Below are 25,988 nucleotides of genomic sequence, written 5' to 3'. Positions count from 1 at the left end.
AACAAAAATGAAGAATTATCTTAAAAGTACCTCAGTGTCCGGCAATCAGTCCATTCTGGTTAATAGGAAAAACCGGGAAGTGTTGAAGCACTTACCCGGCACAAATCTAGATTAACCCATTAAAAGCAATTTGGCAATCAATCTTAAAGTTTAACCTAAACACCACAAAAATATGTATTTAAATGGTTTATATGAACCCTTGCCTGGGGTATTGCAACTTTTTGCAAAAAAAATAAGCTCCTCTCTTTATGAAATTTCAAAATTAACTCTAAATCAAATGGTTATAATGGAGGTATGCTATGCGGATTAATTTACTCACGATATTTTTATGCCTTTCTGCTCTACTTTTCACCAGCGAAAGCCAGGCGCAGATTACCATCCAAGAAAAAAACGTTGATATAGAGAAGATATTTAAGTTGATTGAGCAACAATCTAAACTTACTTTTCTCTATGATAGTCAGGATATCAACGGCATTATGCCTTTAACAGTCAATCTCAGCAATAAATCGTTGAAGGAAGCTTTGAACCAGATATTAAGGAACGTTCCGCTAACCTATAAAATCACAGCGAATACCATTCTGGTTAAAAGGGATGTTTCAAAAAACGTAAAGCCCAATCAAAAGGTCATGAGCCAGAAGATGGATGCGATCGTTATCAGGGGTTTAGTGATGGACGAACATAAGATCCCATTAAAAAATGTAAGTATAAAGGAACCAAAGTTAAATACAAGCACGCTATCGGACAATAATGGTCGATTTGTGATAGAGGGAAGCAACCAAGGGATTCTTGTCTTGTCCGCAACAGGATTTGTTGGAAAAAATGTGCTATATGCCGACACCGCATTTTTGACTATTACGATGGAGAATGGCTCGAACAAGACAATTGATCTAGCGGAAGTTAAGATTGAAAGCAATAATGTATTATCGAATCCTACAAGATTTATTAATCTTGAAAACAGGAGTTACATGAACCTGTCTCAGGTGTTGCAGGGAACCATTCCTGGATTGAGCTTACAGATAGTTAACACAAGCACAAAAACTATAACGAGTATAGACCATTACGTGCAGTTTTTAAATGGACAGCCTTATGGACGCTTTATGCGTTCTTCGGTTGAGGACTTTTTAAACATTGTGGGTAAGACAAAGGGACAACAGATTATTGACATCCTTCTAAAAGGAACAAACATTCCTGCCTCTATCAGCAATTTCAATAAATTGAATGTGACCACTACAATTTCCAACACATTAGTGCCGGAGATTAGAGGAGCCAGCAATTTTGGTAGCAATGTATCTAATATGCTTGTGGTGATAGACGGTTTTCCTCAGGATGGTTTCCCTGCCAATTATCCGATGAACAATGTCGAATCCATTGAAGTTATAAAAGATCCTAAAGAACTGATTAAATGGGGTGCCAGAGCAGCGGGCGGCGCTATATTGATCAAATCGAAGGCGGCGAAAGCTGGTAAATTAGAGTTTAACTATACCACTAGTCTGTATCTATCCCCCGCACCAAAATTTAACAGGGAAAATTTGAGGTTGGCTAATACACCGACTTATCTGAATTACCTGAGTGAACTGGATGAGCTGACAAAGAATGCCTATGGCAGTTCTACGTTCGGCCTCTCTTTTGCGAGGGAGCTGCTCAATAAAAAGAGAAGCGGACTAATCAGTGCCTCCTCCTTTGACCTGCAATGGGATTCTCTATCCCGTCTGGATAATCAAGACCAATTAGCACTGTTACAGCAAGATGCTTTCAGCCAGAACCATAGCTTAACAGTAAGTGGGGGAAATAGCATCTACAGGTTCACCGCTTTAGGGAACTATATAGGAAGTACAACCAACAATATAAACAGCAGGAACGATGAGTTATCATTAAGGGTTAATAATGACTTTAATTTGTTAAACAACAAGCTTCGGATCCGTTGGCTGATTAACCTTTCTGATAAAAGGACAAAATCGGGATACTCTTTTTCTTCGAACAACATTGGTATCGACCCTTATCAAATGCTCTTAGATCCGCAAGGCAACTATGTGTATGATTACACCACACTCTCCACTTCTGCCAATCAGCTTATTCAATCCCGTGGATACAAAAACCCTGGAGTGAATTTATTGGAAGATGCGAGGGCGAACAACCTTTCTTCTGTTTCTGCGGGTAAGCAGTCTAATTTCAATATGAATTGGGAATTGCTTCCTGGTCTACAGTGGGCTACATCTATGTTATATAACCATCGGGTGGAAACCTCCAGAACCCTATTTGGTGCTGAATCAAGTTACGTAAGGCAATTTGCAAACAGCTATGGGCAGTTGAACACTTCTGGTGTAAACTTTTATGTTCCTTATGGGGACATTATGAGAGAAAGTGAACGGACAGTTGATGATGCAAACCTGAGAACCGGTTTGACTTACCTTAAAGTTATCGGTAAGCACTCGATTAGCATTGGTGTGGGCGCCGGAGGTGCAAGCATCACAAGAAGTATGCCTTCCTACGGCACTCTATACGGGTACAATGACAAGACAAAAACTAGTACACCTATTTATTTGGCAACAAATCCAACGCAGCTTGCCATCAGAAATTTTTATGCACTTTTTCCGGGAACGTCATCCACTGCCTTCCCGGCTTCTTTGACGCAGAATACTATTGGAGATACCTCAGTAGTGCGGAACTTAAATGGTAATGCATCGGTCACTTATAATTTTTCGGACAGGATCAAGGCGTATGGGCTATATACAGCCGTTTTAAATCCGCTTTATGGACAATCAGAAACCTATTCCACACTTTCATCTTATTCAGGTGATGTAACCGGACGTGTAGTTAAGGACGCAGGTAGATTTTTAAAAGATGTTTTAGTTTCTGTGGGAACTAATGGCATACAAATGCCCAACCTACCGGGTAAGTATAACAACAAAAGATATCTTCAGAACTACTGGAACAATTACGCCATTATTGTAGACGGCGCTATACCTACACAGCAACAAGGGCAGAGCTCAAAACTTTATTATCAAAAACTTACGTTGGCATTTGCTGATAGTACTATTGTAGCCAACGGAGCCTATAACACGCAGTTAATTAATGGCGATCTTTCATCAAACCTAACATCCAATACAATTGATAGAGGCAGTAGAACACTTAAATACCTGAGCGCAGGGCTTGATTTGTTTTTAAGAAAACGATTGTTGGATGCGCATTTCAGCTATGCTAAATCGCCCGAAGGTAATAAGCAATTTAATGGAAGCTTGAATTACAACATTAGCAAAGAAAGCTTTTTTAGATCGGACAAGATTAATGATCTTTCCTTTAATATGCTTTTTCAGGACATCAGCCCCTATCAGGGACTAGCCATTATGCAAAGTACCAACGTCGCGACAAATGGCTCCTACACCCAGGCAACAAGTAGCGATTTCGGATTACTTCCTGCGCAAAGTAAGCTATTTGAGGCGCATGGCAAGATAGCCTTTGCCGAAGATAGGTACAGTATGGATTTGCGTTATTATAACCAAACATCAAATGGGTTAAACAATAACTTGAGCGTTTTGACAGATCCGAGTACCGGACTTTCCAATCAGGTGAGCTTTAGTAGCATCACCAACAGGGGGGTAGAGTTTTTCTTTAATACACAACTGATCAAAACAGCTGCTTTTAACTACATCCTAACTGTTAATGGCGCTCGCAATACCAACCGAGCAAATGATGTGCCGCTAACCCGCTTCACTGCAACCAATGATTATACGGTTGCCCTAAGGGAGGGTAACGATGTCAGCAGTATTTATGCGCCACTATGGGCAGGCTTAAATAATACGGGTAATCCACAAATTTTTGACAGTAACGGACAGGTTACAGCAGTATTAGATAGCGCAACACTCGTATCTTCTCTGATACGCCAGGGGGTCACAAAAGCACCCTGGACAGGTGGCCTTATTCAAGAGTTTAAACTCAATCAGTTTTTCGCCCGTGTTGCCGTGACCTTCAATCTAGGTCACGTTATGAGGTACTATTTACCCTATCCCGGAAATTTTCAGGAGAACAGTAGTCTTTTAGCGGATAGATGGCGTAAACCGGGTGACGAAGCTTTCACAGATATACCTGTAATCAGTACATCCGGGGCTAATACTTATAGAGAATTCGTTTCGCGTTATTCCAGCAACAGTATTATACCTGCTGATAACATTCGGCTTTCTGAGGTGATGGTCGGGTTCAGTATACCGGAAAAACGCTTGAAAAAATACGGTTTAAGCTACATGACGATGACTTTCCAGGTTCAAAATTTGGCCTTCTGGGCAAGCAACAAATATAAGATCGACCCAGCGACTGTTAGTGTGGATGGAAGAATTGGCATGCCGCTCCCGAAAATCTACTCTTGTAACCTAAGTGTTAATTTTTAAAGAAATATAATGATGTATAAAAGAACACTATTTTTTCTCCTTGCAATCTTTGGCCTTTATTCGCTTCAGTCCTGCAAAAAATTTTTAGATGTATCGCCTTCTTCTACCAGTATCAATCCGACTACTATCAAGGACTTTCAAGAGATGTTGAACAGCGATTCATTAAGCTTATGCCATTTCTTCTTGTTGGACATCATGAGCGACGACCTCACATTTTCTGATGCCCAGGTAACTGCGCCATCCAACTTCTATCAGCGAAGTTACCTTTGGCAGAGTCTCATTTGGAATCCTTCTGATGCAGATGTGATGTACAATTCCACTTACACGCGCATCCTGCAGATGAATGTGATCCTGGATAGGGTAAATGCTGCGCCCGCCGATCAGTTTAATACACCTGAAAATAAAAGTGTAGTCATTTCCCAGGCACTCATCAACAGGGCATGGTATTACCTTCAGCTGGTAAATGCCTACGGCCCGGCTTATGATCCGGCAACGGCCACAACAGATAATGGTGTGCCACTTGTCCTTTCTGCGGGCACGAATACCCTGCCAGCCCGTGCCAGCGTAGCACAGGTATATAGCCAGATCATTGCAGACCTTAAAGCTGCCATTAGCAATCCTTATCTAGGTAGTAAAGGGTCAGATGTTATTCATCCCGGCAAGTCAGCAGGTTACGCTTTATTATCCAGAGCTTATTTATATCAGGGCGATTATGTTGCCGCATCGAATTATGCAGATTCAACGCTTGCCACCCAGAGTGCTTTACAAAATTATAATGCGACCACTTATCTTAATCCTTCGCAATTGCCAGATCTGGTTTCAAACCCGGAGATACTGTTAGGTCGGGCATCTTTCGACCTTGCTTTTTACTCGTTTTACGTCAATACGATTATGCCGAGCGCAACGCTAACATCCACGTTAACAACGTCTGATTTGAGATACACCAAAAAGTTTTTCTCACCTTCAAGATTTTCTCCTGCCACCTACCGCCTTGCATTGGGACTGGGCATGTTTTTCGATCATAGCGTTGGTGTACCCGAAGTAATGCTGATAAAGGCAGAATGCCTGGCACGTAGCGGATCTTTTGCTGCTGCGGGAACCCTGCTAGCCAGGCTCCGTGCAAATCGTCTTCCAACCTCAATCGTAGACAATCGTACCTACACCGCGGCCAACACGTTAGGTTATGTACTGGATGAACGCAGACGGGAATTGTTCTATCACGGCGGACTGCGTTTGTTCGATCTCAAGAGATTAAATAAGGATGCTGCATTGAAACAGGATATCAGACGCCTGAATAATGCGGGTGTGCCGATAGCTACACTGAGTGCAGGCTCTCCTCGTTATTTGGTGCCATTTAGTCCTACTGTTTTGGCTGCAAACCCTAACATCATTCAGAATCCAAGATAAAAGCCACTATTCATTTGATCCATTAATTAAAAACAATCATGGCAACTAAAAACTACCATCACAGTTTATCAAATTTTTTCATCCCAAAATGCCTGCTGGGGATTATTATAGCGGTTATAACCCTCGCTGCCTGTAAAAAGGAAATGAGTGAGGCAGATGATTTGCAATCTAGAATGAGCAGCGGAATGGTTTCTTATGTACAGGGTAGCAATGTGGTAGCTTTAAATGGCATCAACTACAGTTTTACACCTTACTATAAGGGCGTACCGATTGGTGTAAAGGAGCGCGTTAAATCTGATGATCTCATCACAGCAGTAGTCGATCCCAGCCTCGTTGCCCAATATAACCTCATCTATCGCGAAACTAATCCAGCCATTTCTGCCGAAGCATTTACTGTGGCTAATAAGGGTGTATTTAACCTTACTTCAGGCTCGACACAAACCAAAGATTCGCTCTATGTCTTGTTGAATGATGGAAGTCAGTTAAAAGACAGTACAATATATCTTGTTCCGGTAACTCTTTCTTCAAGCAACGGTGCTAAACTTAATTATTCAGTTTTCTTTTTCAAAGTATTCGTAACCAAAGGCGAACTTAAAGCGAAAATGTCCAGTGCCAGCATAATCGGTGGTGTCACGGCAGGAAGATTGTCCAGCGGAGCATTATCACTTTACTATACTACCGTACCTGACTCAGTAAAGTTTAGGTTAACCTTGAACACCCAATTCCCTGCAAACGATGTTAGGGTGCAGGGTATCGCACTTACCGATGATGAAGTTAGGGCGGGCATAACAAAGGAGAAATTCACAGGTGTGCCTGCGCCTGTGCCCGTACCTGGTGCCGCTTACAACCTTGTGAAGGACCTGACCACTGTAACAGCCAAATCTTTATTCAGTAAAGATAGTCTGACTCTAAAGTTTCCCAACAAAGCACTCATGCTTAAGCAACGCTGGTACGTTATGGGAGTAAAACTCAAAACATACACAGGCTCCCCCTTTGGCGTTCCGCCGGTAGCCAATGATTCCGCAAGGGTTTATATCCGTTTCTTCTTAGCCAACTAAAACTAAAGATATGAAAATCATAAAAATCGTCGCCATTATCATCTGTTCAGCCTTGCTGTTGAGCGGATATGCGATTAAGGCAAAGGCCCAAAACATAAATAAACTTACTGCTGACACTACCTTGTTAAAGGTAGGCGATAGTGTTCCCGATATTGTATTCAGGGATACAACAGGACATATAGGAAATGGTAAGAAATTAAGCGACCTAAGAGGAAAGTATGTGGTTATTGACGTGTGGGCTACCTGGTGTTACCCCTGCCGCGCCCAGCAACCACATTTGGTCGATTTGGAGAGAAAGTTGAAAGACAAGAACATCACCTTCGTAGGCATTTCGATAGATACACAAAGCTGGAAATGGAAAGGGCCGTACCTGGCAAAATTGGCCGGCCTCCAATGGATGGTGAAAGATAAAACTTTTGAAAAGGCATTCGGCATTACTACCGTTCCACGCTTTATCCTGTTGGATAAAATGGGTAAAGTCTTAAATCTGAATTTACCGATGCCATCACATCCGGAGCTGGCCCAGCAGCTCAATCAACTCGACGGAATTTAGCCATAGAAAAAATATTAAGAATATAATGATGAAAAAAATCATATTGGGTGTGCTGGCATTACTGCCGTTCGCTGCACTGGCACAGGAAGATTATACCATTTCGCTCCGCGTAGAAAAAGTTTCCCCAAAGGCTAAAGCCTACCTCAATTATAAGGTAAACCAGCAGGTGAAACAGGACTCTGCCGTCCTGGAAAATAACCAGTTCGTTTTTAAAGGTTCCCAGAAGAACAAGATGAAAGCCTTTCTCTTATTGAGCCACACAGGGGCGCCTATCAGTGAACTGGCTGGTCAGGATCAGGTTGCGATTTATCTTGAAAAGGGAGAGATTAAAGTAAATGCTATTGATTCATTAAAATATGCGAATGTAGTAGGGACGCCTCTTAATGATGAACAACAGCAAATGATCGACCTTTTGGAACCCTTTAAGAAGGCGACCACGACAATGGTAAAAGAATACGACAACGCTAATGGAGATAAGGTTGTGCAGGAGAAGATCAAATCTGAATATGCCAAGCTACAGGTCCGCAGATTAGCACAAATTAAGGACTTTGTTAAAATGCACCCAGGCTCATTAGTGAGTTTAAGCATGCTATTTGCCAATATTGATCCGGTCAAAGACGTTGAGATGGCCGCTGATCTTTTCAATACCCTAAGTAAGCAAGTGCAAAATTCTGTTAACGGAATCGTTTATAAAAATGCGATTAAGCAGTCCAGGATGATTAAAGTAGGTGGTCTGGCGCCAGACTTTACCTTAAAAAATCCAGATGGTAAGGAAGTTTCACTTTCCTCATTTAGGGGGAAATATATACTCCTGGATTTTTGGGCAAGCTGGTGCGTTCCTTGTCGGAGGGAAAATCCAAATTTGATCGCATCTTTTAATCTTTTCAAAAACAGGAATTTCGATATCCTGGGTGTATCGCTTGACGAGGGAACGAAAGGAAGACAGCAATGGAAAGACGCCATTGCAAAGGATGGCCTGATTTGGGAACAGGTATCAGATCTGCAAGGCTGGGAAAGTGCAGTTGCAAAGCTTTACAACATCAGTGCGATACCAGCAAATTTTCTGATTGATCCCAGCGGAAAGATTATTGCCCAAGACTTGCGGGGAGATGACCTCAACCGAAAACTAAAGACCATTTTCTTTTGATATGGATAGGCGGTTTTTTAGCCACCTCTGATATTAATAAATAACATAACTAAATTTCTATGAAACCATCATGATTTGCAAACCGCACAGTAGGATGATGAATCAGATAGCTTCATTACCATTAAAAAAAATTATATAACGATGAAAAAGAAAATTATTATTACGCTGCTTGCAGCTTTGCCTTTTACTGCATTAGCGCAACAACAATACACTGTCAAAGGAACGATCAATAATGTTAAGCTTCCGGCAACCGTACAACTGGCTTATCAGGATAAAGGAAAAACCAATTTCGACTCTGCCAAAGTGCAGAACGATGGCAAGTTCTTGATAAGCGGCAATGTTACCAATCCAATGAAGGCATTTTTAATGCTTGCACAAAATGGAGAAAAGATTAACTCCAAACCCAGTCCAGACCAGGTGGCGATTTATCTTGAAAATGGTACGATAGAGGTAAACACCCCTGATTCACTGTTTAGGGCCAAGATAGGTGGAACACAGTTGAATAAAGATCAGCAGGAATTAATTACTTTGCTCGCCCCTTTCAAAAAAACTGAAGCGCAGTTAAATGCAGACATGAAAAAACTGCAGGGCAAACCGGAGCAACAACAGCAGCTCACCGAGGTTTATCAATCTATGGCGATGGCCAAACTTCAGATGCAGATAGGCTTTATTGAAAAGCACCCGAACTCATTAGTTAGTTTAAATACCTTGCGTGCTGCTGTCAGCCCTGACCAGTATTTAGAAAAGGCTTCAGCGCTGTTCAATAGTCTTAGTACTGAGCTAAAAGAAAGCACATTCGGAAAAGGTTATGCAAAAAAATTAGAGGAAGCCAAAGGCTTAACGATTGGAAGCATAGCTCCAGACTTTACATTAAAAAATTCTAAGGATCAGGATATAAGCCTCAACTCGTTCAAAGGAAAGTATGTTCTGATAGATTTTTGGGCGAGCTGGTGTGGTCCGTGCAGAAGGGAAAATCCTAACCTTATAAAAGCATACGAAAAATTTAAAGGCAAAAACTTTACCATTCTTGGTGTCGCTTTGGAGAGAGGAGAAAATGCGAAAAAACTTTGGATGGACGCAATCGCCAAGGATGGCCTCACCTGGGAGCAGGGGGCAGGCTGGGAAACAAATGTCGCCACACTTTTCCGCGTCAACTCGCTACCAGCAAACTTCTTGCTGGATCCAACAGGGAAAATTATTGCAAAAGATCTTCGTGGAATTGAACTGGAAAATAAGCTTTCCTCTATACTTTAAGATAGCATGCAGAACACAAGTTTTTTTTGCAAAAAAATCAACGGGCCAGTTTTGGTTTCGCTTGGCATTTTGTTTTTTGTTCAACTATTTACCCTATCTGTGCGCGCGCAAAAAGAGGTTGATTACGTGGATTACAAGCAATTGTTGATCGATGTTGAACAGAACCTCAACACGGAACATAAAATCAGGCCCCTGCTGAAATCTTCGGAGCTCCGGAGACAAACGCTGATGCAGTCTGATGTGCGTTCAATGACCAGCAACTTTCCCAAAGCCGGTAATAAGATACTTACTCCCGCCCAGGTGATGCATTTACGTAAAGAGGGGGTGCTAATGATCTGTAAATATTTCAGTGCAACAAACGCGAAACCGGCACACCTCGAAATTTTTGCAACAGCTACTGCGTTAAGTAGCGACGGTCTATGCGTTACCAACTGGCACGTAATGAGGGATTTTCTGGAGCCTGAAGTGACGCTTTCTGCTAGCGACAGCCTTACATTTGTAGCTTCCAGCTCTGGTGATATTTACCCGATTTCGAAGATTTTAAACTATAGTAAAGAAGCAGATGCAGCCTTGTTTAGGGTTAGCGTGACAAAAAAACCGCTATCGCCAATTCCACTGGGATCTGCCCTGGATGTGGGTGAGACAGTTTACACAATTGGCCATCCAGATGGCTATGCGTATTACTACAGCAAAGGCATAGTAACCAGAAATACTGCCAATAATAAAGTTGGGTTTATGGGGAACAGGATGGAGATCAGTGCAGATTATGCTAAGGGATCCAGTGGGGGGCCAATATTGGATGAGAGCGGCAACATGGTCGCGATGGTGTCATCAACGCACTCTATCTATGCACAGGATCGTCCGCAGGTTAATCTACAGATGGTAATTAAAACGACCATTCCTGTGGCATCAATAAAATCCCTTTTGGAAAAAAGTGTTAACAAATAAAGGCAGCAGTTTGACAGCTGCCTGGCTTTAAACCTAAACTTATAATGAGATTTCTTTTAATTTGTGCATTAATTGCTATTTGTAGCCTTGCTTTCAGACTGTCTGCACAGGTTCGCCTAGACGCGAAGATTGATTTTCTAGGCAACTCAAGTGTGATTATTAATTATTATCAGGGAAGTATACCAAAAACTGATAACCTTAAAGTGCTCGACGGTAAGTTTACCTGGGAGGCGCAGGTGACAGAAGCACAGAAAATCACCATGATTTTTCCAGGCAGGGCAATATATTTGTTCATTGAGCCGGGTAAAATGAGCATTAATGGACGGAGAGATTCCCTGGACCATCTTCAGATCACAGGCTCAAGAACCAATGACGAATTTGTTGCATTCACACATACACTGCTGCCTTTATATGAATCTGAGAAGGTTCTCGGGCAACAAAATCAATCTGGCATAAACGAAAGAAGACAGTTAGAGAAGCAACTGGAATTACTTCGAGACCGTAAAAAATTGCTTACCAAGGAATTCATTTCAAACCATCCAGAAAGTGCAGTTAGCTTAGATCTGATTGAAAGTCATGGGCGCACGGGAAGTTATGAAGAGGTCAGTTCGATGTATGATGGGCTGAGCAGGAGCACGAAGGCAACTGCACAAGGAATCCGGATTGTTGAACGTCTTGCAGTACTGAAAAGAAGTGCGCTGGGAGAAAAAGTGATTTCTTTCACCAAAAATGATGAAAAAGGTAATCCTGTAAGCTTTTCTGCCTTCAAGGGTAAGTATGTATTGATTGATTTTTGGGCAAGTTGGTGCGTGCCATGCCGTAAGGAAATCCCCGAGCTGATCAGGATGTATGAGGAGCTTAAAGCGCATAACTTTACAGTGATCAGTATTTCTCTGGATGAAGCCCGAGACCGGGATAAATGGATGGCTTCCCTGGGCGTGTTAAAGATGCCCTGGACTCAGTTGTCGGACTTAAAGGGCTGGAATGATGAATTGTGCACATATTATGGATTACGAGCTGTTCCCAGCAGTTTATTGGTTGATCCCAATGGGAACATCATTGGAAAGGACCTTCGGGGAGCTGCCCTGGAAAAGAAACTCAGGGAATTGTTTCCGTAAAACATACATAAGAAATCAAGTAGTTACATTAATTACCAGCACTCAATAACAGCATAGCCCTTTATGCTGATCAGTACAACAAATTACATTATGAATAAAAAAATAAAGCAAGCATACATCTTAGTGCCAATACTGGCCTTTTTCTTATTGATCTCATTTAAAGGAGATCAACCTTACGTTGACCTTAAACCAGATGATAGCCAGGCCAACGTCAGCCGGTTGGTTGTCAAAATGATTACAACTGCGAATTATAAAAAGGTTACCCTTAATGATTCGGTATCCTCACTTATTTTTGATCGTTACCTGAAAAGTATGGACGGCACCCACATCTATTTGCTGAATACCGACGTCTCTGAATTCGAGAAGCTGCGTTCCAAACTGGATGACGACCTTATAACAGGGGATTTGGATGATGCTTTTTTTATGTTTAACACTTTTAGAAGACGTTACAACGATAGGTGGGTTTATGCGCTTTCTTTACTTGATGGTAACATTGACCTAAGCAAAAAGGAAACTTATACCTACAACCGAAAGGATTTGCCATTTATTACCTCTGCGGAACAAATGGATGCACAGTGGGCAATGCGTGTGAAATACGATTTGTTGAACCTGAAGCTCGCTGGTGGGGATCTTGCTAAAAACAAAGAGGTACTAAGAAAGCGCTACCAAAATTTTCTTGACCAATCAGATAAACTCAATAGCCAGGACGTTTTTCAGATGTTGATGAATGCCTTTACGGGAGCTATAGATCCACACACGAATTATTTTACACCCTCCAAATCTGCAGAGTATGGAATAAAAATGGCCAGAGCATTGGAAGGAATAGGAGCAACACTGGCTTCTGAAAATGAATACATCACCATCAAGTCTATTACTGTTGGAGGACCTGCTTACAAGACCGGCTTGTTAAAAGCCGAAGACAGAATACTTGCCGTTGCGCAGGGAAAAGAAGGCGAGTTTCAGGATATCGTGGGCTGGAGGATGGATAACGCCATTAATCTGATTAGAGGGTTAAAGGGTACGATAGTCAGGCTGAAGGTGCTTTCGAAGGGAAAGAGTAATTCTGATGTGCCGAAGATTATAGAGGTGATTAGAGAAAAGATCATTCTGGAGGAGATGTCTGCAAAAAAAGAAGTTAAAACCTACTTCTCCAATGGAAAGGAAGTAAAAATTGGTATCATCAAGGTACCATCGTTTTATCTTGACTTCGCTGATTTTCAGTCTGGCAATCCCAATTACAAGAGCACCACCCGTGATGTAAAATTGATTCTGGATACTTTAAAAGCGACTGGGGTTGATGGCGTGGTCGTCGATCTGCGGGATAATGGTGGAGGGTCGTTACATGAGGCCATTTCGCTTACCGGACTTTTCATAAGAAATGGGCCGGTGGTTCAGGTCAGGGATAGTAAGAATGAAGTCAGGATAGATAATGATGAAGATAACAGCATATCATACGATGGGCCATTGGCCGTTCTTTTAGATCGTTTCAGTGCTTCTGCATCAGAGATATTTGCAGGTGCGATCCAGGATTATGGCAGAGGAATTATTCTTGGTACGCAGTCTTACGGAAAAGGAACCGTGCAGACCCCCGTTGATTTGGATAAGCTTGTCAATAAAGCCAAGGTCGCTGCGGGATCCTTAGGCCTGCTCGGTCAGCTTAACCTCACCGTAGGTAAATTTTACAGGATCAACGGAAGTTCAACCCAGCTTAAAGGCGTAATTCCAGACATACAGTTGCCTTCGCTCATACCAATAGCAAACTACGGTGAAAACACCGAACCCGCTGCGTTGCCATGGGATACTATTGCAAAAAGCGGTTTCACAGCAATAGGAGGTTTTTCCACCACGATACCGCAGCTGCAAAAACTACACCGTTTAAGGGCGCAAAAGAGTCCGGCAAATGCATATTTTGCAGATTTTGCTGCTCAGTTCAGGAAAAACGAAGCAATAACGATGGTCGTTTTGGATGAGCAGCAATTAAGAAAGCAACGTGAGGCCAATGAAACAAAGAGCTTACTCCGGGATAACCTATTACGCAGGGCAATGAATCTCCCCGATTTGAAAATGGGGCAGGTAGCAACCAGAACAGAAGACCTTGATTTTACTAAAAGGGAAGCCGGGCAAATTCTGACCGATTACATCTTAATGAAACATTAACTTTTTGGGTTTGCAAAGCCCATGATGTAGTGTTAATGAAGTTAACTAAGTCTAGGATATCGATCAGATATCCTAGACTTAGTTAACATTTTTCTAATCGGGTAAACCGCGAACTCCCTGATTTGATTAGAATTGCCGGAATAATAGACTATTACAATTCAATCTTCGTTCGCCAAATCTTTTCCTAAGCGATTTACAAATTAGACTTTTTCGGCTTATTTTCTACAGGATTGGGCTTGGGTTTTCCCAGTGTATTTAAAAACCAGTCTACCACTCTGTTTATTACATCATCCTGGAACCACATTAATCCACCGTGGTCTGCTCCTTTAACTACAATATATTGTGCTTTGTTACCTGCACCAATTAACGCATTGTAAAGCTGCTCGCTTTGCTGTGGCGAAACAAGTTTATCGGCGGTGCCATGCATAATTAAAAAAGGAGGTAGGCCTTTCCTGATATGCCCCATTGAACTTGCCTTTAATGCCTTTTCAGGATTGGAGGTAACGGACGCTCCAGGGAATTCGCCAAATGCAGTTCCGTTTAATATCAAGGCTTCAGTTACCGCTGGCGAATGGTGTACGTCGACTATTTTTTGAGCAAATCCCTCACCAATATTCAGGAGGTTACTGATTCCATATAAGGTTACAACAGACTGTACATCAGAGGTTTGGTCCAGGTATTCCCCCTTATCAAGTTCTTTCTCGCCATTCGTGCTGCCCACCATTTGAGAAACGTATCCTCCCGCTGAATCTCCAAGAACGCCAATCCTATTGGGATCTATGCCCAATTCCTTTGCATGTGCCCTAAGATATCTTACTGCCGACTTACCATCGTTTACCAATGCGGGATAAACGTTAGGAATCACCCTGTATTCAGCAGCGGCAACAACAAAACCCGCCCTGGCCAGTGCATCTTTCATTTCAAAATATTTGTCATAGTCGGCAGACGTAAATCCCCCGCCGGGAAAATAGACAATAGCGGGCTTAAGATCATTGTTCCTGGGAACGAGAATGGTCATTTTTAACTGCCTGGCAGATCTTGTTGATAAGATTTGTCCATAAACCACGCCGGTTAGCATATCAATTTGTCCGCGCTTCACACTAACGGTTATTTCTTCTTGCTTTGACTGTATCATATCTTTTAACGGTAAATCCTGAGCAAAACAGGACTGAGAAAGCAAAAGCCCTAAAATCAATTTTTTCATATATTTTCTAATTAAATGTTAATTTGCCATTTTCTATTTCCTCGATCATTCCATCATAAGGTGCTACAGCGATTACTTTTTCGTTATTCATTCCCTCGTTTTTTTTAAATGTGATCTTACCAAATTCAGGCACCACATATTTTGGATAGGTGTCGTACTTTAAACGCGATTCATACATCAGGTCTAAAAAGTCATTTTGGAATCTGACAGTGATTTCGGGATGTTCGTGCACCCATTTTGGAAAAAATATTACGCCGTGTAGTTTATTTTCATTTGGTAGGATATCCAGGCTTACATCCGTGCCCGTGGGTTCGGTCCACGATAGTTTGAAAATACCTGCTGTCAACTCCACAATATCTGCTTTTTGATCCTTCACCCACCTTCCTCCAACCATTCCGGTGTGGATTCTATAATCTATTGTGTCCTCGTTTTTTACGTATAATTCATATTTCCACCCGTTGGCATAAGTGTAGATAAAGTGTGCTCCGAGAAAGTCAGATAACTTCTTAGTGTTTTCCATATTTGATTTGATTAATAGGATAAAACTAGGTTCTATTTCTTTATCTTACGGTGCAATAACAGACAAGTTTTTGACAAAAAAGGACAAAATGGTTGATTTAGATTTAACTGAGCACACTATTAAAACCATAACGACAGATGTGGAATATCTGAATATTGAGAACCATGCCCACCCTCATCACCATCAGCTAATCTACTCGCTTAAGGGCACATTAAGGATCGCATTAGAAAATGATGATTTTTTTTTGCCGGAAGGACATATTGCAGTCATTCCGGCGGGCTTTTATCATAGGCTGGAGAGTAAGAATATCCGGGTAAAGATGTTTCTTCTTTATTTTCCAAAATACGTAGATCAGAGATTTAAGATTCTGAATACGAATGATTTTATTTTAGAGACCATACGCTACATTAGCAAACAAAAGCAAACGATCACCATACTGGGCGACCAGGGTTTATTTAACTTTATTCTGGCGTTCTTAGATCTACCCGATCTGGCAAAAGGACATGAGCTAAAACTTAAAGGCCTGCTGTCTCCGAAAAACGAAAGGTTACGAGCGGTTCTTCAATATATAAATCAAAATTATATGCTTGAGCTTAAACTTCCGGAGGTGGCCGGTCTTTTTGGTTTTACGGAAAGAAATCTCAGTAGAACGTTCAAAAGTGAAAACCTTAGTTTCAATAACTATCTAAACTACCAACGGATCATCAGATCTATTGAGCTAATGTCAGACAATAAAGACAACATCGAGCAGATCAGCTATGAGATAGGATATAATACCTTAAGCAACTTCAGCAGAACTTTCAAAAAGTTTACCGGTGCGAGCCCTACTAATTATATCAAGGCCAATCAGACAAGGCGGGTAGGAAAAGATAAAGCGTAAATTTTCCTCCAGCTGCGTGGTTAAAGACGGAAAAGCTTATCTCTTGATATTCTTGTTTGAAGATGATGATATCATGCTGTTTTTTGCATAAAAATTAAATTCTCCTTACCCCTTTTTTATAAGTGTGTGTCTTTACTGATAAGGTAATATTATCAAAATGCGCTTTAATGTGAAAGTAATGCAAAATTGCTTGAAAAATGATATGGAATTAGAATCCCTTAGTATAGATTTTCCGGCATACTTTTTAGCTGTAGTAATTATTTGCTTAGTAGTTTTAACAGGTATATATCTTAAGGTCTTCAAAAAAAATAAATAGGGTTGATGGAAATAGTTAAACTATACGGGGCTATGGTGTCAGTGTTATCAATGAAACAATAATTACGAACCAGAGTAAAATAAGTAGTCAGTATTAGCTTCTGGCAGTCGGGAATACTATTTAGATCAGCCAGCTTTGAAATTCCATTAGGTCCGGTGCCAGCAGTAATCTCCTGGGATGCCAGCTAATATTTGATAATAAAGATGCTTTACTTATCTAAAAAATGGAATATGCATTTGAAGCCTTGGCATTGGCACGACGCCGGCACTTCTGCTTTGATGGGTTTTTGGATGACTATTTTAAAGTTTGGAATGGGGTTTGGATATAAATAAAAGGATCTATGACGTTTTGAATTACCAGGCTATTAGATGTGCTTCTGAACTGATTGGTATGTTTAACACTTTAGAAATTAAGCAATTTTTTTCCGCATCTTTTGTAATGGTTTCAAATTCATCTGGACTAATGCCAGACACAGCTCCTGAGATTGAAAGATGCATCCCCGTTATCGCAAACCCTTCCATCGTCAGTGTAGCTTCGGTATCCAATGCTGTTGGATTGAGGCCTTTCTCTGTTAATGCAAAACTGACAGCCATAGTAAAGCATGCTGAATGTGCTGCAGCCAACAATTCTTCAGGATTTGTTCCTTTTTGATCTTCTTCAAGACGTGTCTTAAAATTGTAATTGGTCTTGTTTAGAATATTACTTTGGGTAGTCAACTCTCCTTTGCCTTCCTTTATTGTGCCCGACCAATGTGCTTTTGCTGTACGTTTCATCTTTTGTGATTGTTAAAAATTTATAGATCTTTATTAACTGCTGCCAATATTAGTTTAAGAAGTGTCTTTTAAATTGATTTGGAGTTATTCCCACTTCTTTTTTAAACAGACGGGAAAAATATGTTGTGTTCTCAAATCCAAGCAAATACGAAATTTCTGAAATATTGAGTTCGCCTTCGGTTAACAGATTTTTTGCCTTAGAAATCAAGAAAAGATGGATCAGTTCCAAGGCTGTTTTTCCGGTTTCCTGTTTTAGTACATCGGTTAGATAGCGGGGTGATAGGTGTAGCTTTTCTGCCATAAAAGCCACTGTAGGTAATCCAATTTCTTTTATTTTTGTTTTTTCAAAATTACCGGCAAGTAGCGCATTAAACTTAGTCAAAGTAAAACCTGTTAATTCTTTACGGTTAATAAATTGTCTTCTATAAAATCGTTGCGCATACTTTAGCATGGAATCAAGATGGCTGACAATAATCGCCTTGCTGAGTTCGTCAGTATTATTATTATATTCTTTTTCTATGCTAAAATACAGATTCCAGACGATATCTTCTTCCGAAGGTGAAACATGCAATGCCTCATTCACTTCATAATCGAAATAACTGTATTTTTTAATATCCTCGTAAATTGCGGTTCCCAATAAAAAGTCTTCATGGATAATGATCAAAAATCCTTTTTCCTCTAACTTTACATTTTGAAAGGCCACCCTTTGTTGGGGCTTTATAAACGACAACGATCCCAGGTCATGGTCATATTTTGTTTTTCCATATAGCATGCTGCCCGACTTCATCTTTTTAAATCCTATGATATAGAATGCTGAAGAAAACTCGAGTTCGTTATTACCGCTGCACATGTTTTGCTCACCATAAACCACGCTGAACAGCGTATGTTCGGGTGGCTTGATACAGAATGCATCATGCAGGTCGCTTATTTTGGTAAAGTGTTTCATTTTTAGCCTTAAAAGACAGCGTCCGATATATCCGGATGCTGTCTTTGTTAACTTTCCCTACTAACCATGTGCTGCCACAGATACATCTTGCCAAGATTCCCATGTTTTAAGACGCTCTTCGTATGTGTGTTTTACCCAAGGTAAGGCAATTTTACCTAAAATCAGTCTCAATGGCGGATTTTCAGCATCTACTAAACTTAAAATTGCTCCGGCCGTTGCTGCTGGATTACCGGAATCCTGATCTCCTGCATGCTCATAAAAATGCGTTCTTATTGCCTCGTAAGCAGGAACAGGTGGGCTTACTGCCAGAGAATTGCTTCCAAAAAAATCTGTGGAGTACCCGCCTGGTTCTACTATCGTTACCTTAATTCCAAAACCGCTCACTTCACTCGCCAATGTTTCCGTAAGGCCTTCAACAGCAAATTTGGCTGCACTATAAATTCCCATCAACGGAACAGTATTGATGCCCAGAGCACTTGAAAGCTGAATGATCTGTCCTGATTTTTGCTCACGCATAATTGGTAAAACCGCTTGAATAGTCCATAACGAACCCAGTACATTGGTTTCAAATTGTGCCCTTACATCTTTCTCCTCAAGTTCTTCTATAGCCCCAACATGGCCAAAGCCTGCGTTATTGATCAATACATCGATTGTTCCAAAATGGTTTTTTGCTGCTTCAATGGCTTCAAAACTCGCGTTTTTATCAGTTACATCAAGTTTTAATACCAATAAGTTTGACGGGAATTGCGTTGTTAATGCCGTTAATGCATCAAGGTTACGAACGGTTGCTACTACATTATCGCCACGTTCCAGAAATGCCTCTGTCCAGATCCTTCCGAATCCACGGGATGCTCCTGTTATAAAAATTGTTTTTGCCATTATTTTATTTTTTTAGCTATTTGTTGTAGACAAAATTATGCAGTTATCAAGCATTATAATGATACATAAGTAGGCAATAATGGAACATTTTAACGAAACGCCACTCTTTTGCCAATTCTATATTCGCATTTGTATGATTGTAACTTTTAACTGTTCTATTGCTTTGCTTAAATTTTCCTAAAGGCAGGTCTAGGCAGTTCCAGGTTGCCTCTAAGCGTATCCGATTCATACTCAGTATGGAATACGCCACGCTCCTGCAAAATCGGAACCACAAGCTCAATAAAATCCCTGAGTCCGTGCGGATGGTCCTGCCGTACCACCAGCATATCCATGGCGCCAGCTTCATGCCATGTTGTTATCTCATCGGCAATTTTTTCGGCCGTACCAAAAAATTGAGGAACCGGAATCCGGTGGTACGGTGCCAGTGAAGCCAATTCCAGATACTTCTTTTCCGCTTCGGCAATGGTACGCCCAACAATGGGATTGTGTGATAGTGCCACAACATAATCCTCCGGCGACCGCCCTTTTTCAACAAGTTTTGCTCTTAAGGCATTAGCGGTATATAAAGCTTCATCTATTGTGCTGCCGGCGATAAAGGCACCGTCTGTGTAGGTGGCGGCAATGTCTACAAAGGTTGGAGAACCTCCTGCGGTGTAAACTACCGGCCTTCCCTGTACGGATCTACTGATATTCAGCGGCCCATCGACAGAGAAGTAATCGCCCCTATAATTTATGGGATGCATCTTGCCCGGCTTAAGGAAAATGCCACTGTGCTTATCCCGCATAAAGGCATCATCTTCGTAGGTATCCCAGAGTCCGAGAAGGATTTCCAGAAATTCCTTGTGCATTGGATATTGGTCCGCTTTACCCAAATGCCCCCTGCTAAAATTTACCATGCCGCCAGGATTTGAGGTAACGATATTGAGCGAGGCCCTTCCTTTGCTGATTTTATCCAGTGACAAAACCTGCCTGGCTACATTATAAGGATCGGTATACGAACTGGAAGCAGTAAAAGAAAGCCCCATACGGTGTGTCTTCATTGCAATGGCCGACATGATAGTCGCCCCTTCAAACATGCTCAGGTAATGGGGAATATTGCCCGGGCCAACGTGGCTCACATCAAAGAGAAAAAGGGTCTCGAATTTTGCACTCTCTGCAAGTTGCGCCTGTTGTATATAAAAGTCAATGTTTTCTCCTGCATCTGCCGGCATGTGGGGATGGCGCCAGGAAGTAAAGTTCCATCCTGTACCATCGATGCCGGCCGCCAGTTTTAATTTTTTTCTATTCTTCATCTGCTTATGCGATTTTAGATTCTTTCGTTGATTTCGCCCATCAGCTGGGCAAAAAGTCTGGCGGATTTTATACGGTCTTCTATGGAATATATCGTTGATACCATGATAAGTTCATCTACCTGAGTCTCCTCTAGAAATGCCTGGATTTTATTTTTGACCGTAGCCTTACTTCCTACAAAGGAATATTTCAACATTTGATTAAGCGCTGGGTGTTTCAGGAGCTCTTTTAGATCACCAGTCAGTTCAGATGGCGGTTGCAGGGGCTCAGTGGCCCCGGTCAATACGCCTACAAACATCCTGATCAGGGAAGTGAACCATCGCTCGGCTTCATCATCGGTATCACCTACAAATATATTCACGCCCGCCATCGTATAAGGCCGATCCAGAAAAGGGGAAGGCTGAAACTCCTTCCGGTAAATATCCAGTGCCCCTGATAAGTGAGTTGATGCAAAATGGCTGGCAAACGCATAGGGCAGGCCTTTTTGCGCTGCCAGATGGGCACTGTCCGTACTGGAACCTAGAATATAAATTGGCACATCAGTGCCTTCAGCAATGACAACCCTAACTTTTGAATTCTTGTTATCCAAGGAAAAGTAATTTTGAATCCTGGCAACCTCGGCAGGAAATGACTGGGCAGCCTGTATAAAATCGGGCCGGATCGCCTGTGCGGTAAGCGTATCAGTACCGGGCGCCCTGCCCAGACCCAAATCAATTCTACCGGGATACAATTGGGCCAGGGTCCCGAACTGTTCTGCAACGATTAAAGGTGAGTGGTTTGGAAGCATGATGCCTCCCGAACCGACCCTGATGTTCTCGGTGTTTTCAGCTACGTAACCGATCAGTATAGTAGTGGCACTACTGCCCACACTTCCGGAATTATGATGTTCCGCAAACCAATAGCGTTGGTAGCCAAGGTTTTCAGCTGCCCTGGCCAGGCTGAGCGAATTGTTGAGCGTTTGTTTGAAGGTACTGCCTTGGGAAACAACGGCGAGTTCCAAAATTGAGTAAGCTATTTTATCTCTTTTCATCTTTTCTCATTAGCTGCTGATCGACATTTTGGCCTGGGCAACCAGCCAAATCTCCGAACATGAAAATATTATTGCAAAGGTAAATGAAATTACTTTACTTTGTATAGTGCTTTCCCCAAGGAAAGTAAAATACAGAATGGCAGAAAAAAAATGTTGCGAATGTCTTGACACGATCAGACCGGTAAGGGATGCCCTGGAGGTGATCAGTGGTAAATGGAAGTTACAAATTATTATCTCGATAGGCGTTGGGAATAATCGTTTTACCGACATACAGGAAAGCATACCGGGTATAACCCCAAAGGTACTTGCGAAGGAACTAAAGACGTTGGAACAGCACCAACTGGTAAGGAGGGCCATCACCGATGGTTACCCTGTAAAAATATCTTATACATTAGATAGGTATGCAGACACGCTTACACCCATCATCTATTCCCTGAAAGACTGGGGGCTGAACCATCGTAACAGGTTATTCTCTAATAAAACAGTTTAATTCTTTTCAGTTTGATTGGATAAGGTGGTATTTAACAATCCCCTGCCTAACGGTGCTTTACCCGTTTTTTTATGGTCACATCATATTCAAAGCAGGGACTATATCAAGTTATGATATAGTCCACTGGTTATATGAAGTTTCATCAGACTGTAGTCATTCCTGAATCCTGGTTGTTACTGCAAAAGAATTCTTGTACCTGGTTACATGAAGAGTGTACGGTTTAGACGAATGGCGAACGCTGCGTCTTCCTCAATAGTAGCATTCCCTATACGTTTGGTAAAATCGTTGCCCATTCTTTCCATAAAGACAAGGATGGCAAGATCCCTGCGCTTAGGCAAACGTTCCTTTTCGGCTTTATCGGTCCATTCCTTTAATTCGCTTACAGTAAGGTCAGTGCAATATACTGGTGAGCCTGGTTGCTGTCTCCATGAATCAGCCAGAGATCCTGTATAATATGCATCAAATCCCGTATCGTTTATTAATTTAATAGCAACATCTTTATCTATATCACGATCTGCTGCTACAGGAATTGCGATTCTGTCATCACAGCCTTCTGGTTTGCCATGTACCGCAAAAGAGTGCGAACCAATCGCGTTCCAGGCCTTTGCAAAGGGGCGACCCAGTTGCTGCATTACCCATACACTTTCTACCAATCCCGATTCAATGCTTTCAATCTTGTTATCACGGGCGGGATAATAGTTTGAAGTATCAATCAGCGTTGTTTCTTCGGGAACGCTGGAAAGAAGAGACGCAATTTCCGGAATTCGGTTTAATGGAATAGAGAGAATGATTACATCCTTGTCACGAACTAAATCTTCCGTAGTTACTGCTTTTGCCCCGGTAGAGAGAACATCCTTATTGATGTTTTCCGGTCCCGAAGAATTGGCGACTGAAACGTCATGCCCTGATTCAGCTAGTCTTAATGCTAATGTTTTTCCTATCAGGCCTACGCCTATAATTCCTATTTTCATGGTAATGATCTTATAAATTAAATACAAAATTAACCAAAAAGTGCTTCTACTACTATAGGACTTTCGTCTAGGAAAGCAAACTGTGCTGAGGTCATATGCGTCATGGTGATGTGATGGTAAATATTAGGTCTACTTCCTTGCTTTCAGATTACAAACAGATCAAAACGACCTTTACCATCTTTCAATTATTGGCTTCTCAAAATTAACCCACTTCTCATATCCTGAATCGTTCAAGTGAACGCCATCTTTGGTAAATTTTCCCGACAGTTCACCTTTGTCATCCACAAATTGGGCATACAGGTCAATTGCCTTATAATAGCCTTTTTGCTCATTTTGCCTTATCATTTTATTTAATAAAAGAATATCTTCCTTCAGGAATGTCCTTTGGGTAGGCAATAATGTACGCACATAAATTTCCGTATCCGGCGAACCGCGATGAATTGTTTTTGTAATTTTCAGTATGTTTTTTCCTATATAATTTGATGATGGAACGACTTTATCATACTTAAGAGCGGGATTATCTTCTTTATGATGAAGGCTAAAGAGATCATTAATCCCTATCAGGATGAATACTGCTTTTGGTTTAAAAAAGATGATTTCAGTTAAACGTTTTAATACTCCATCGGTAACATCCCCTGCAATTCCTCTGTTGCGAATGTGCGCCACACCGAATTTACTGCTCCAATCTTGCCCCCCTTCAGTTATGCTATTGCCAATAAATACAATGTCTCCAAAATTCAGCGGATGCTGTTTAAACTCCTGAATACGTTTAGGGTAATACTTTTGTGTCCAGTTGTTGTGGTAACGGGATATTTTTATTTTGGCAGGATACAATTCAGCTCCGCGTTCTGTTGTTTGTGCAAAACTGTTAATATCTAAAACAATTAGAAATAAGACCATGAATCGTTTTTTCATAATTGTCAATTTATGTTTTTTTTATTAATCCAACTTCATTAATATTACTAGACTGTACTTTGCTCTTCCCAATTCCTATGAGTATATCAACATATGTTTTGGTTGTCAAAAACTGGCTATCTTTAATGCACTTTTCTACGCTTATTATGCTCTTAGCTCTTGCATTTTCCTTTTCACAAAAACTTCCTTATCCTTTTTAACCTCAGCAAGCAAGGCTTTCCTATCTAACGGCAGGGTAAAATATTTATCGGCCCACAAATTAATCTCGATCATTAAGGGAAGTAAATCAATCCCTTTTTCAGTCAGTTTATACAAAACTTTGGCCTTGCTATCCGGATGGCCTTGTTTAATAATTACCCCATTCTCTTCCAGCATCTGTAACCGGGCAGCTAAAATATTGGTCGCTATCCTTTCGTCCGATTTCAAGAAATCGCCATAAGTACACTGTTTAGCAAACATTAAGTCCCTAACAATCAACAAAGACCATTTGTCTCCCCATATGTCTAAAGAGCTGCTAATTGGGCATTCAGACCTTCTTTTTAAAACCGCCATAAAATAAAACAATAAATTACTTGCAAAATGAAAGTTGTTTGTATATTTGCACTTGCAAAACGCAAGCAAATCTACAAAAGTTAAATTAAATTGCAATGGAAACACCACAAATTTTTGAATCATATAGCTTGAATGAGCTGAAATTAAACAACAGAATTGTTATGGCACCAATGACCAGGAGCCGCTCTGCCAACCCAGATAACGTTGCAACAGAACTTACTGCACATTATTATAAACAGCGTGCAACCGCCGGATTGATCATCACTGAAGGCACTTTTATAAGTAAAGAGGCAGTTGGTGTAATAAATGTACCAGGTATTTATAGTCAAGAACAGGTGAAGGGATGGAAGCTTACCACAGAGGCAGTACATACTGAAGGCGGTAAAATTGTTGCCCAGCTTTGGCATACCGGGGCATATTCTCATCCCGACTTGCATGGGGGGAAAAAGCCATTGGCACCCTCGGCTGTAAATCCGGAGCAACAGGTATTTACCGCTGAGGGCTTTAAACCATCTGAAGCGCCACAACCAATGACGGTTGAAGATATCAAGAGAACAATCAATGATTTTAAGCAAGCCGCCATTAACGCTTTTGAGGCTGGTTTTGATGGTGTGGAACTGCATGGCGCCAATGGTTACCTGTTGCAGCAATTCTTCAGTAAAAATACAAACCATAGAACAGACGAGTATGGCGGTTCTGTTGAAAACCGTGCCCGCATTTTGTTCGACATTCTGGATGAACTGAAAGAGGTGGTTGATATGAAACGGGTAGGAGTTCGTTTAAATCCATCTTTAAATGGCATCATGGGCATTTCAGTTGACGATGAGACTATCGATTTATACAATTATATCGTGAGAAGACTTAATGATTTCGACCTGTTATACATTCACCTGATAGAACCATTTACAGACGTTTCGGCAATTCCGGAGGCTATACAGCAGGTTTCCAAACATTTTCGTAAAATATACAAGGGAACCATTATCATCAACAGGGGTTTCAATAAAGAGACGGCTAATCAGGTTTTAGCCGCTGGTGATGCCGATTTGGTATCTTTTGGTGTTCCGTTTATAGCCAATCCAGATTTGGTACTACGATTCAAGACAGATGCAGCGCTTGACCAACCAGATCAGGCTACCTTTTACACCCCGGGCGAAAAAGGATATACAGACTATCCAAGCCTTAACAATTAAAAATATTT

General features: G+C 41.3%; 22 protein-coding genes. 12 read left to right on the top strand and 10 right to left on the bottom strand.

Annotated elements, in window-relative coordinates; genetic code table 11:
- The first annotated feature begins 299 nt into the window (after positions 1-299).
- The 9 genes from ASF92_RS10820 (at position 300) to ASF92_RS10780 (ending at position 14,024) form a co-directional block, all read left to right on the top strand.
- Complete coding sequence (locus tag ASF92_RS10820; RefSeq protein WP_056092262.1) at positions 300-4,382, top strand: SusC/RagA family TonB-linked outer membrane protein; 4,083 nt, start codon at positions 300-302, stop codon at positions 4,380-4,382.
- A gap of 9 nt (positions 4,383-4,391) precedes the next feature.
- Positions 4,392-5,789: a RagB/SusD family nutrient uptake outer membrane protein gene (locus tag ASF92_RS10815; RefSeq protein WP_082489537.1), complete on the top strand. Its 1,398-nt coding sequence runs from the start codon at positions 4,392-4,394 to the stop codon at positions 5,787-5,789.
- Positions 5,790-5,827: 38 nt separating this feature from the next.
- Positions 5,828-6,847: a DUF1735 domain-containing protein gene (locus ASF92_RS10810; protein ID WP_056092256.1), complete on the top strand. Its 1,020-nt coding sequence runs from the start codon at positions 5,828-5,830 to the stop codon at positions 6,845-6,847.
- Between the two features lie 10 nt (positions 6,848-6,857).
- Positions 6,858-7,400, top strand: coding sequence for a TlpA disulfide reductase family protein (locus tag ASF92_RS10805; protein ID WP_056092253.1), 543 nt, complete (start codon positions 6,858-6,860; stop codon positions 7,398-7,400).
- 25 nt (positions 7,401-7,425) lie between these two features.
- The gene (locus ASF92_RS10800; protein ID WP_231729795.1) at positions 7,426-8,547 is read left to right on the top strand and encodes a TlpA disulfide reductase family protein; all 1,122 of its coding nucleotides are present in this window, start codon (positions 7,426-7,428) and stop codon (positions 8,545-8,547) included.
- Between the two features lie 141 nt (positions 8,548-8,688).
- Entirely contained in the window at positions 8,689-9,801 is a 1,113-nt protein-coding gene (locus ASF92_RS10795) for a TlpA disulfide reductase family protein (protein ID WP_056092248.1), read from the top strand.
- Positions 9,802-9,807: 6 nt separating this feature from the next.
- Positions 9,808-10,749: a serine protease gene (locus ASF92_RS10790; RefSeq protein WP_056092245.1), complete on the top strand. Its 942-nt coding sequence runs from the start codon at positions 9,808-9,810 to the stop codon at positions 10,747-10,749.
- Between the two features lie 44 nt (positions 10,750-10,793).
- Positions 10,794-11,867 carry a TlpA disulfide reductase family protein gene (locus ASF92_RS10785; protein ID WP_056092242.1) on the top strand — a complete coding sequence of 358 codons (1,074 nt, stop codon included), beginning with the start codon at positions 10,794-10,796 and terminating at the stop codon, positions 11,865-11,867.
- A gap of 90 nt (positions 11,868-11,957) precedes the next feature.
- The gene (locus tag ASF92_RS10780) at positions 11,958-14,024 is read left to right on the top strand and encodes a carboxy terminal-processing peptidase (RefSeq protein WP_056093265.1); all 2,067 of its coding nucleotides are present in this window, start codon (positions 11,958-11,960) and stop codon (positions 14,022-14,024) included.
- Positions 14,025-14,217: 193 nt separating this feature from the next.
- Here the strand turns inward: ASF92_RS10780 and ASF92_RS10775 are convergent, their stop codons facing one another.
- On the bottom strand, positions 14,218-15,228 hold the full coding sequence (locus ASF92_RS10775) for an alpha/beta hydrolase (protein ID WP_056092239.1): 1,011 nt from the start codon (positions 15,226-15,228) through the stop codon (positions 14,218-14,220).
- Positions 15,229-15,235: 7 nt separating this feature from the next.
- Positions 15,236-15,748, bottom strand: a complete 513-nt coding sequence (locus ASF92_RS10770) for a phenolic acid decarboxylase (RefSeq protein WP_056092236.1) — start codon at positions 15,746-15,748, stop codon at positions 15,236-15,238.
- A gap of 88 nt (positions 15,749-15,836) precedes the next feature.
- Between ASF92_RS10770 and ASF92_RS10765 the strand changes: the two genes are divergently transcribed.
- The gene (locus ASF92_RS10765; RefSeq protein WP_157263834.1) at positions 15,837-16,628 is read left to right on the top strand and encodes an AraC family transcriptional regulator; all 792 of its coding nucleotides are present in this window, start codon (positions 15,837-15,839) and stop codon (positions 16,626-16,628) included.
- Positions 16,629-17,297: 669 nt separating this feature from the next.
- On the opposite strand, the gene ASF92_RS10760 is transcribed toward ASF92_RS10765, so the two are convergent.
- From ASF92_RS10760 to ASF92_RS10740, 5 genes are all read right to left on the bottom strand, one after another.
- Positions 17,298-17,717, bottom strand: a complete 420-nt coding sequence (locus ASF92_RS10760) for an OsmC family peroxiredoxin (protein ID WP_056092232.1) — start codon at positions 17,715-17,717, stop codon at positions 17,298-17,300.
- Between the two features lie 49 nt (positions 17,718-17,766).
- Positions 17,767-18,588: an AraC family transcriptional regulator gene (locus ASF92_RS10755; protein WP_231729794.1), complete on the bottom strand. Its 822-nt coding sequence runs from the start codon at positions 18,586-18,588 to the stop codon at positions 17,767-17,769.
- A 135-nt stretch (positions 18,589-18,723) separates the two neighbouring features.
- Positions 18,724-19,542: an SDR family NAD(P)-dependent oxidoreductase gene (locus ASF92_RS10750; protein WP_056092227.1), complete on the bottom strand. Its 819-nt coding sequence runs from the start codon at positions 19,540-19,542 to the stop codon at positions 18,724-18,726.
- 167 nt (positions 19,543-19,709) lie between these two features.
- The gene (locus ASF92_RS10745) at positions 19,710-20,834 is read right to left on the bottom strand and encodes an LLM class flavin-dependent oxidoreductase (RefSeq protein WP_056092223.1); all 1,125 of its coding nucleotides are present in this window, start codon (positions 20,832-20,834) and stop codon (positions 19,710-19,712) included.
- 14 nt (positions 20,835-20,848) lie between these two features.
- Positions 20,849-21,862 (bottom strand): LLM class flavin-dependent oxidoreductase, encoded by a 1,014-nt coding sequence (locus tag ASF92_RS10740; protein WP_056092220.1) that lies wholly within the window; start codon positions 21,860-21,862, stop codon positions 20,849-20,851.
- A 136-nt stretch (positions 21,863-21,998) separates the two neighbouring features.
- Here ASF92_RS10740 and ASF92_RS10735 point away from each other — a divergent pair, with 136 nt between their 5' ends.
- Complete coding sequence (locus tag ASF92_RS10735; protein WP_056093261.1) at positions 21,999-22,352, top strand: helix-turn-helix domain-containing protein; 354 nt, start codon at positions 21,999-22,001, stop codon at positions 22,350-22,352.
- A 200-nt stretch (positions 22,353-22,552) separates the two neighbouring features.
- Here ASF92_RS10735 and ASF92_RS10730 read toward each other — a convergent pair whose 3' ends face one another.
- The 3 genes from ASF92_RS10730 to ASF92_RS10720 all read right to left on the bottom strand — a co-directional run bounded on the left by ASF92_RS10730 (position 22,553) and on the right by ASF92_RS10720 (position 24,790).
- Positions 22,553-23,350, bottom strand: a complete 798-nt coding sequence (locus ASF92_RS10730; RefSeq protein ID WP_255353113.1) for an NADPH-dependent F420 reductase — start codon at positions 23,348-23,350, stop codon at positions 22,553-22,555.
- A 144-nt stretch (positions 23,351-23,494) separates the two neighbouring features.
- Complete coding sequence (locus ASF92_RS10725; RefSeq protein ID WP_082489536.1) at positions 23,495-24,238, bottom strand: GDSL-type esterase/lipase family protein; 744 nt, start codon at positions 24,236-24,238, stop codon at positions 23,495-23,497.
- A gap of 144 nt (positions 24,239-24,382) precedes the next feature.
- Complete coding sequence (locus tag ASF92_RS10720; protein WP_056092210.1) at positions 24,383-24,790, bottom strand: helix-turn-helix domain-containing protein; 408 nt, start codon at positions 24,788-24,790, stop codon at positions 24,383-24,385.
- 95 nt (positions 24,791-24,885) lie between these two features.
- On the opposite strand from ASF92_RS10720, the gene ASF92_RS10715 reads away from it, so the two are divergent.
- Positions 24,886-25,980, top strand: coding sequence for an alkene reductase (locus ASF92_RS10715; protein ID WP_056092208.1), 1,095 nt, complete (start codon positions 24,886-24,888; stop codon positions 25,978-25,980).
- Positions 25,981-25,988 lie beyond the last annotated feature (8 nt).

Origin of the sequence: Pedobacter sp. Leaf176, assembly GCF_001424305.1 — a bacterium.
Taxonomy (GTDB): domain Bacteria; phylum Bacteroidota; class Bacteroidia; order Sphingobacteriales; family Sphingobacteriaceae; genus Pedobacter.
Note: the sequence above shows the minus strand (reverse complement) of the source record. Positions and strands in the feature narration are given on the sequence as shown.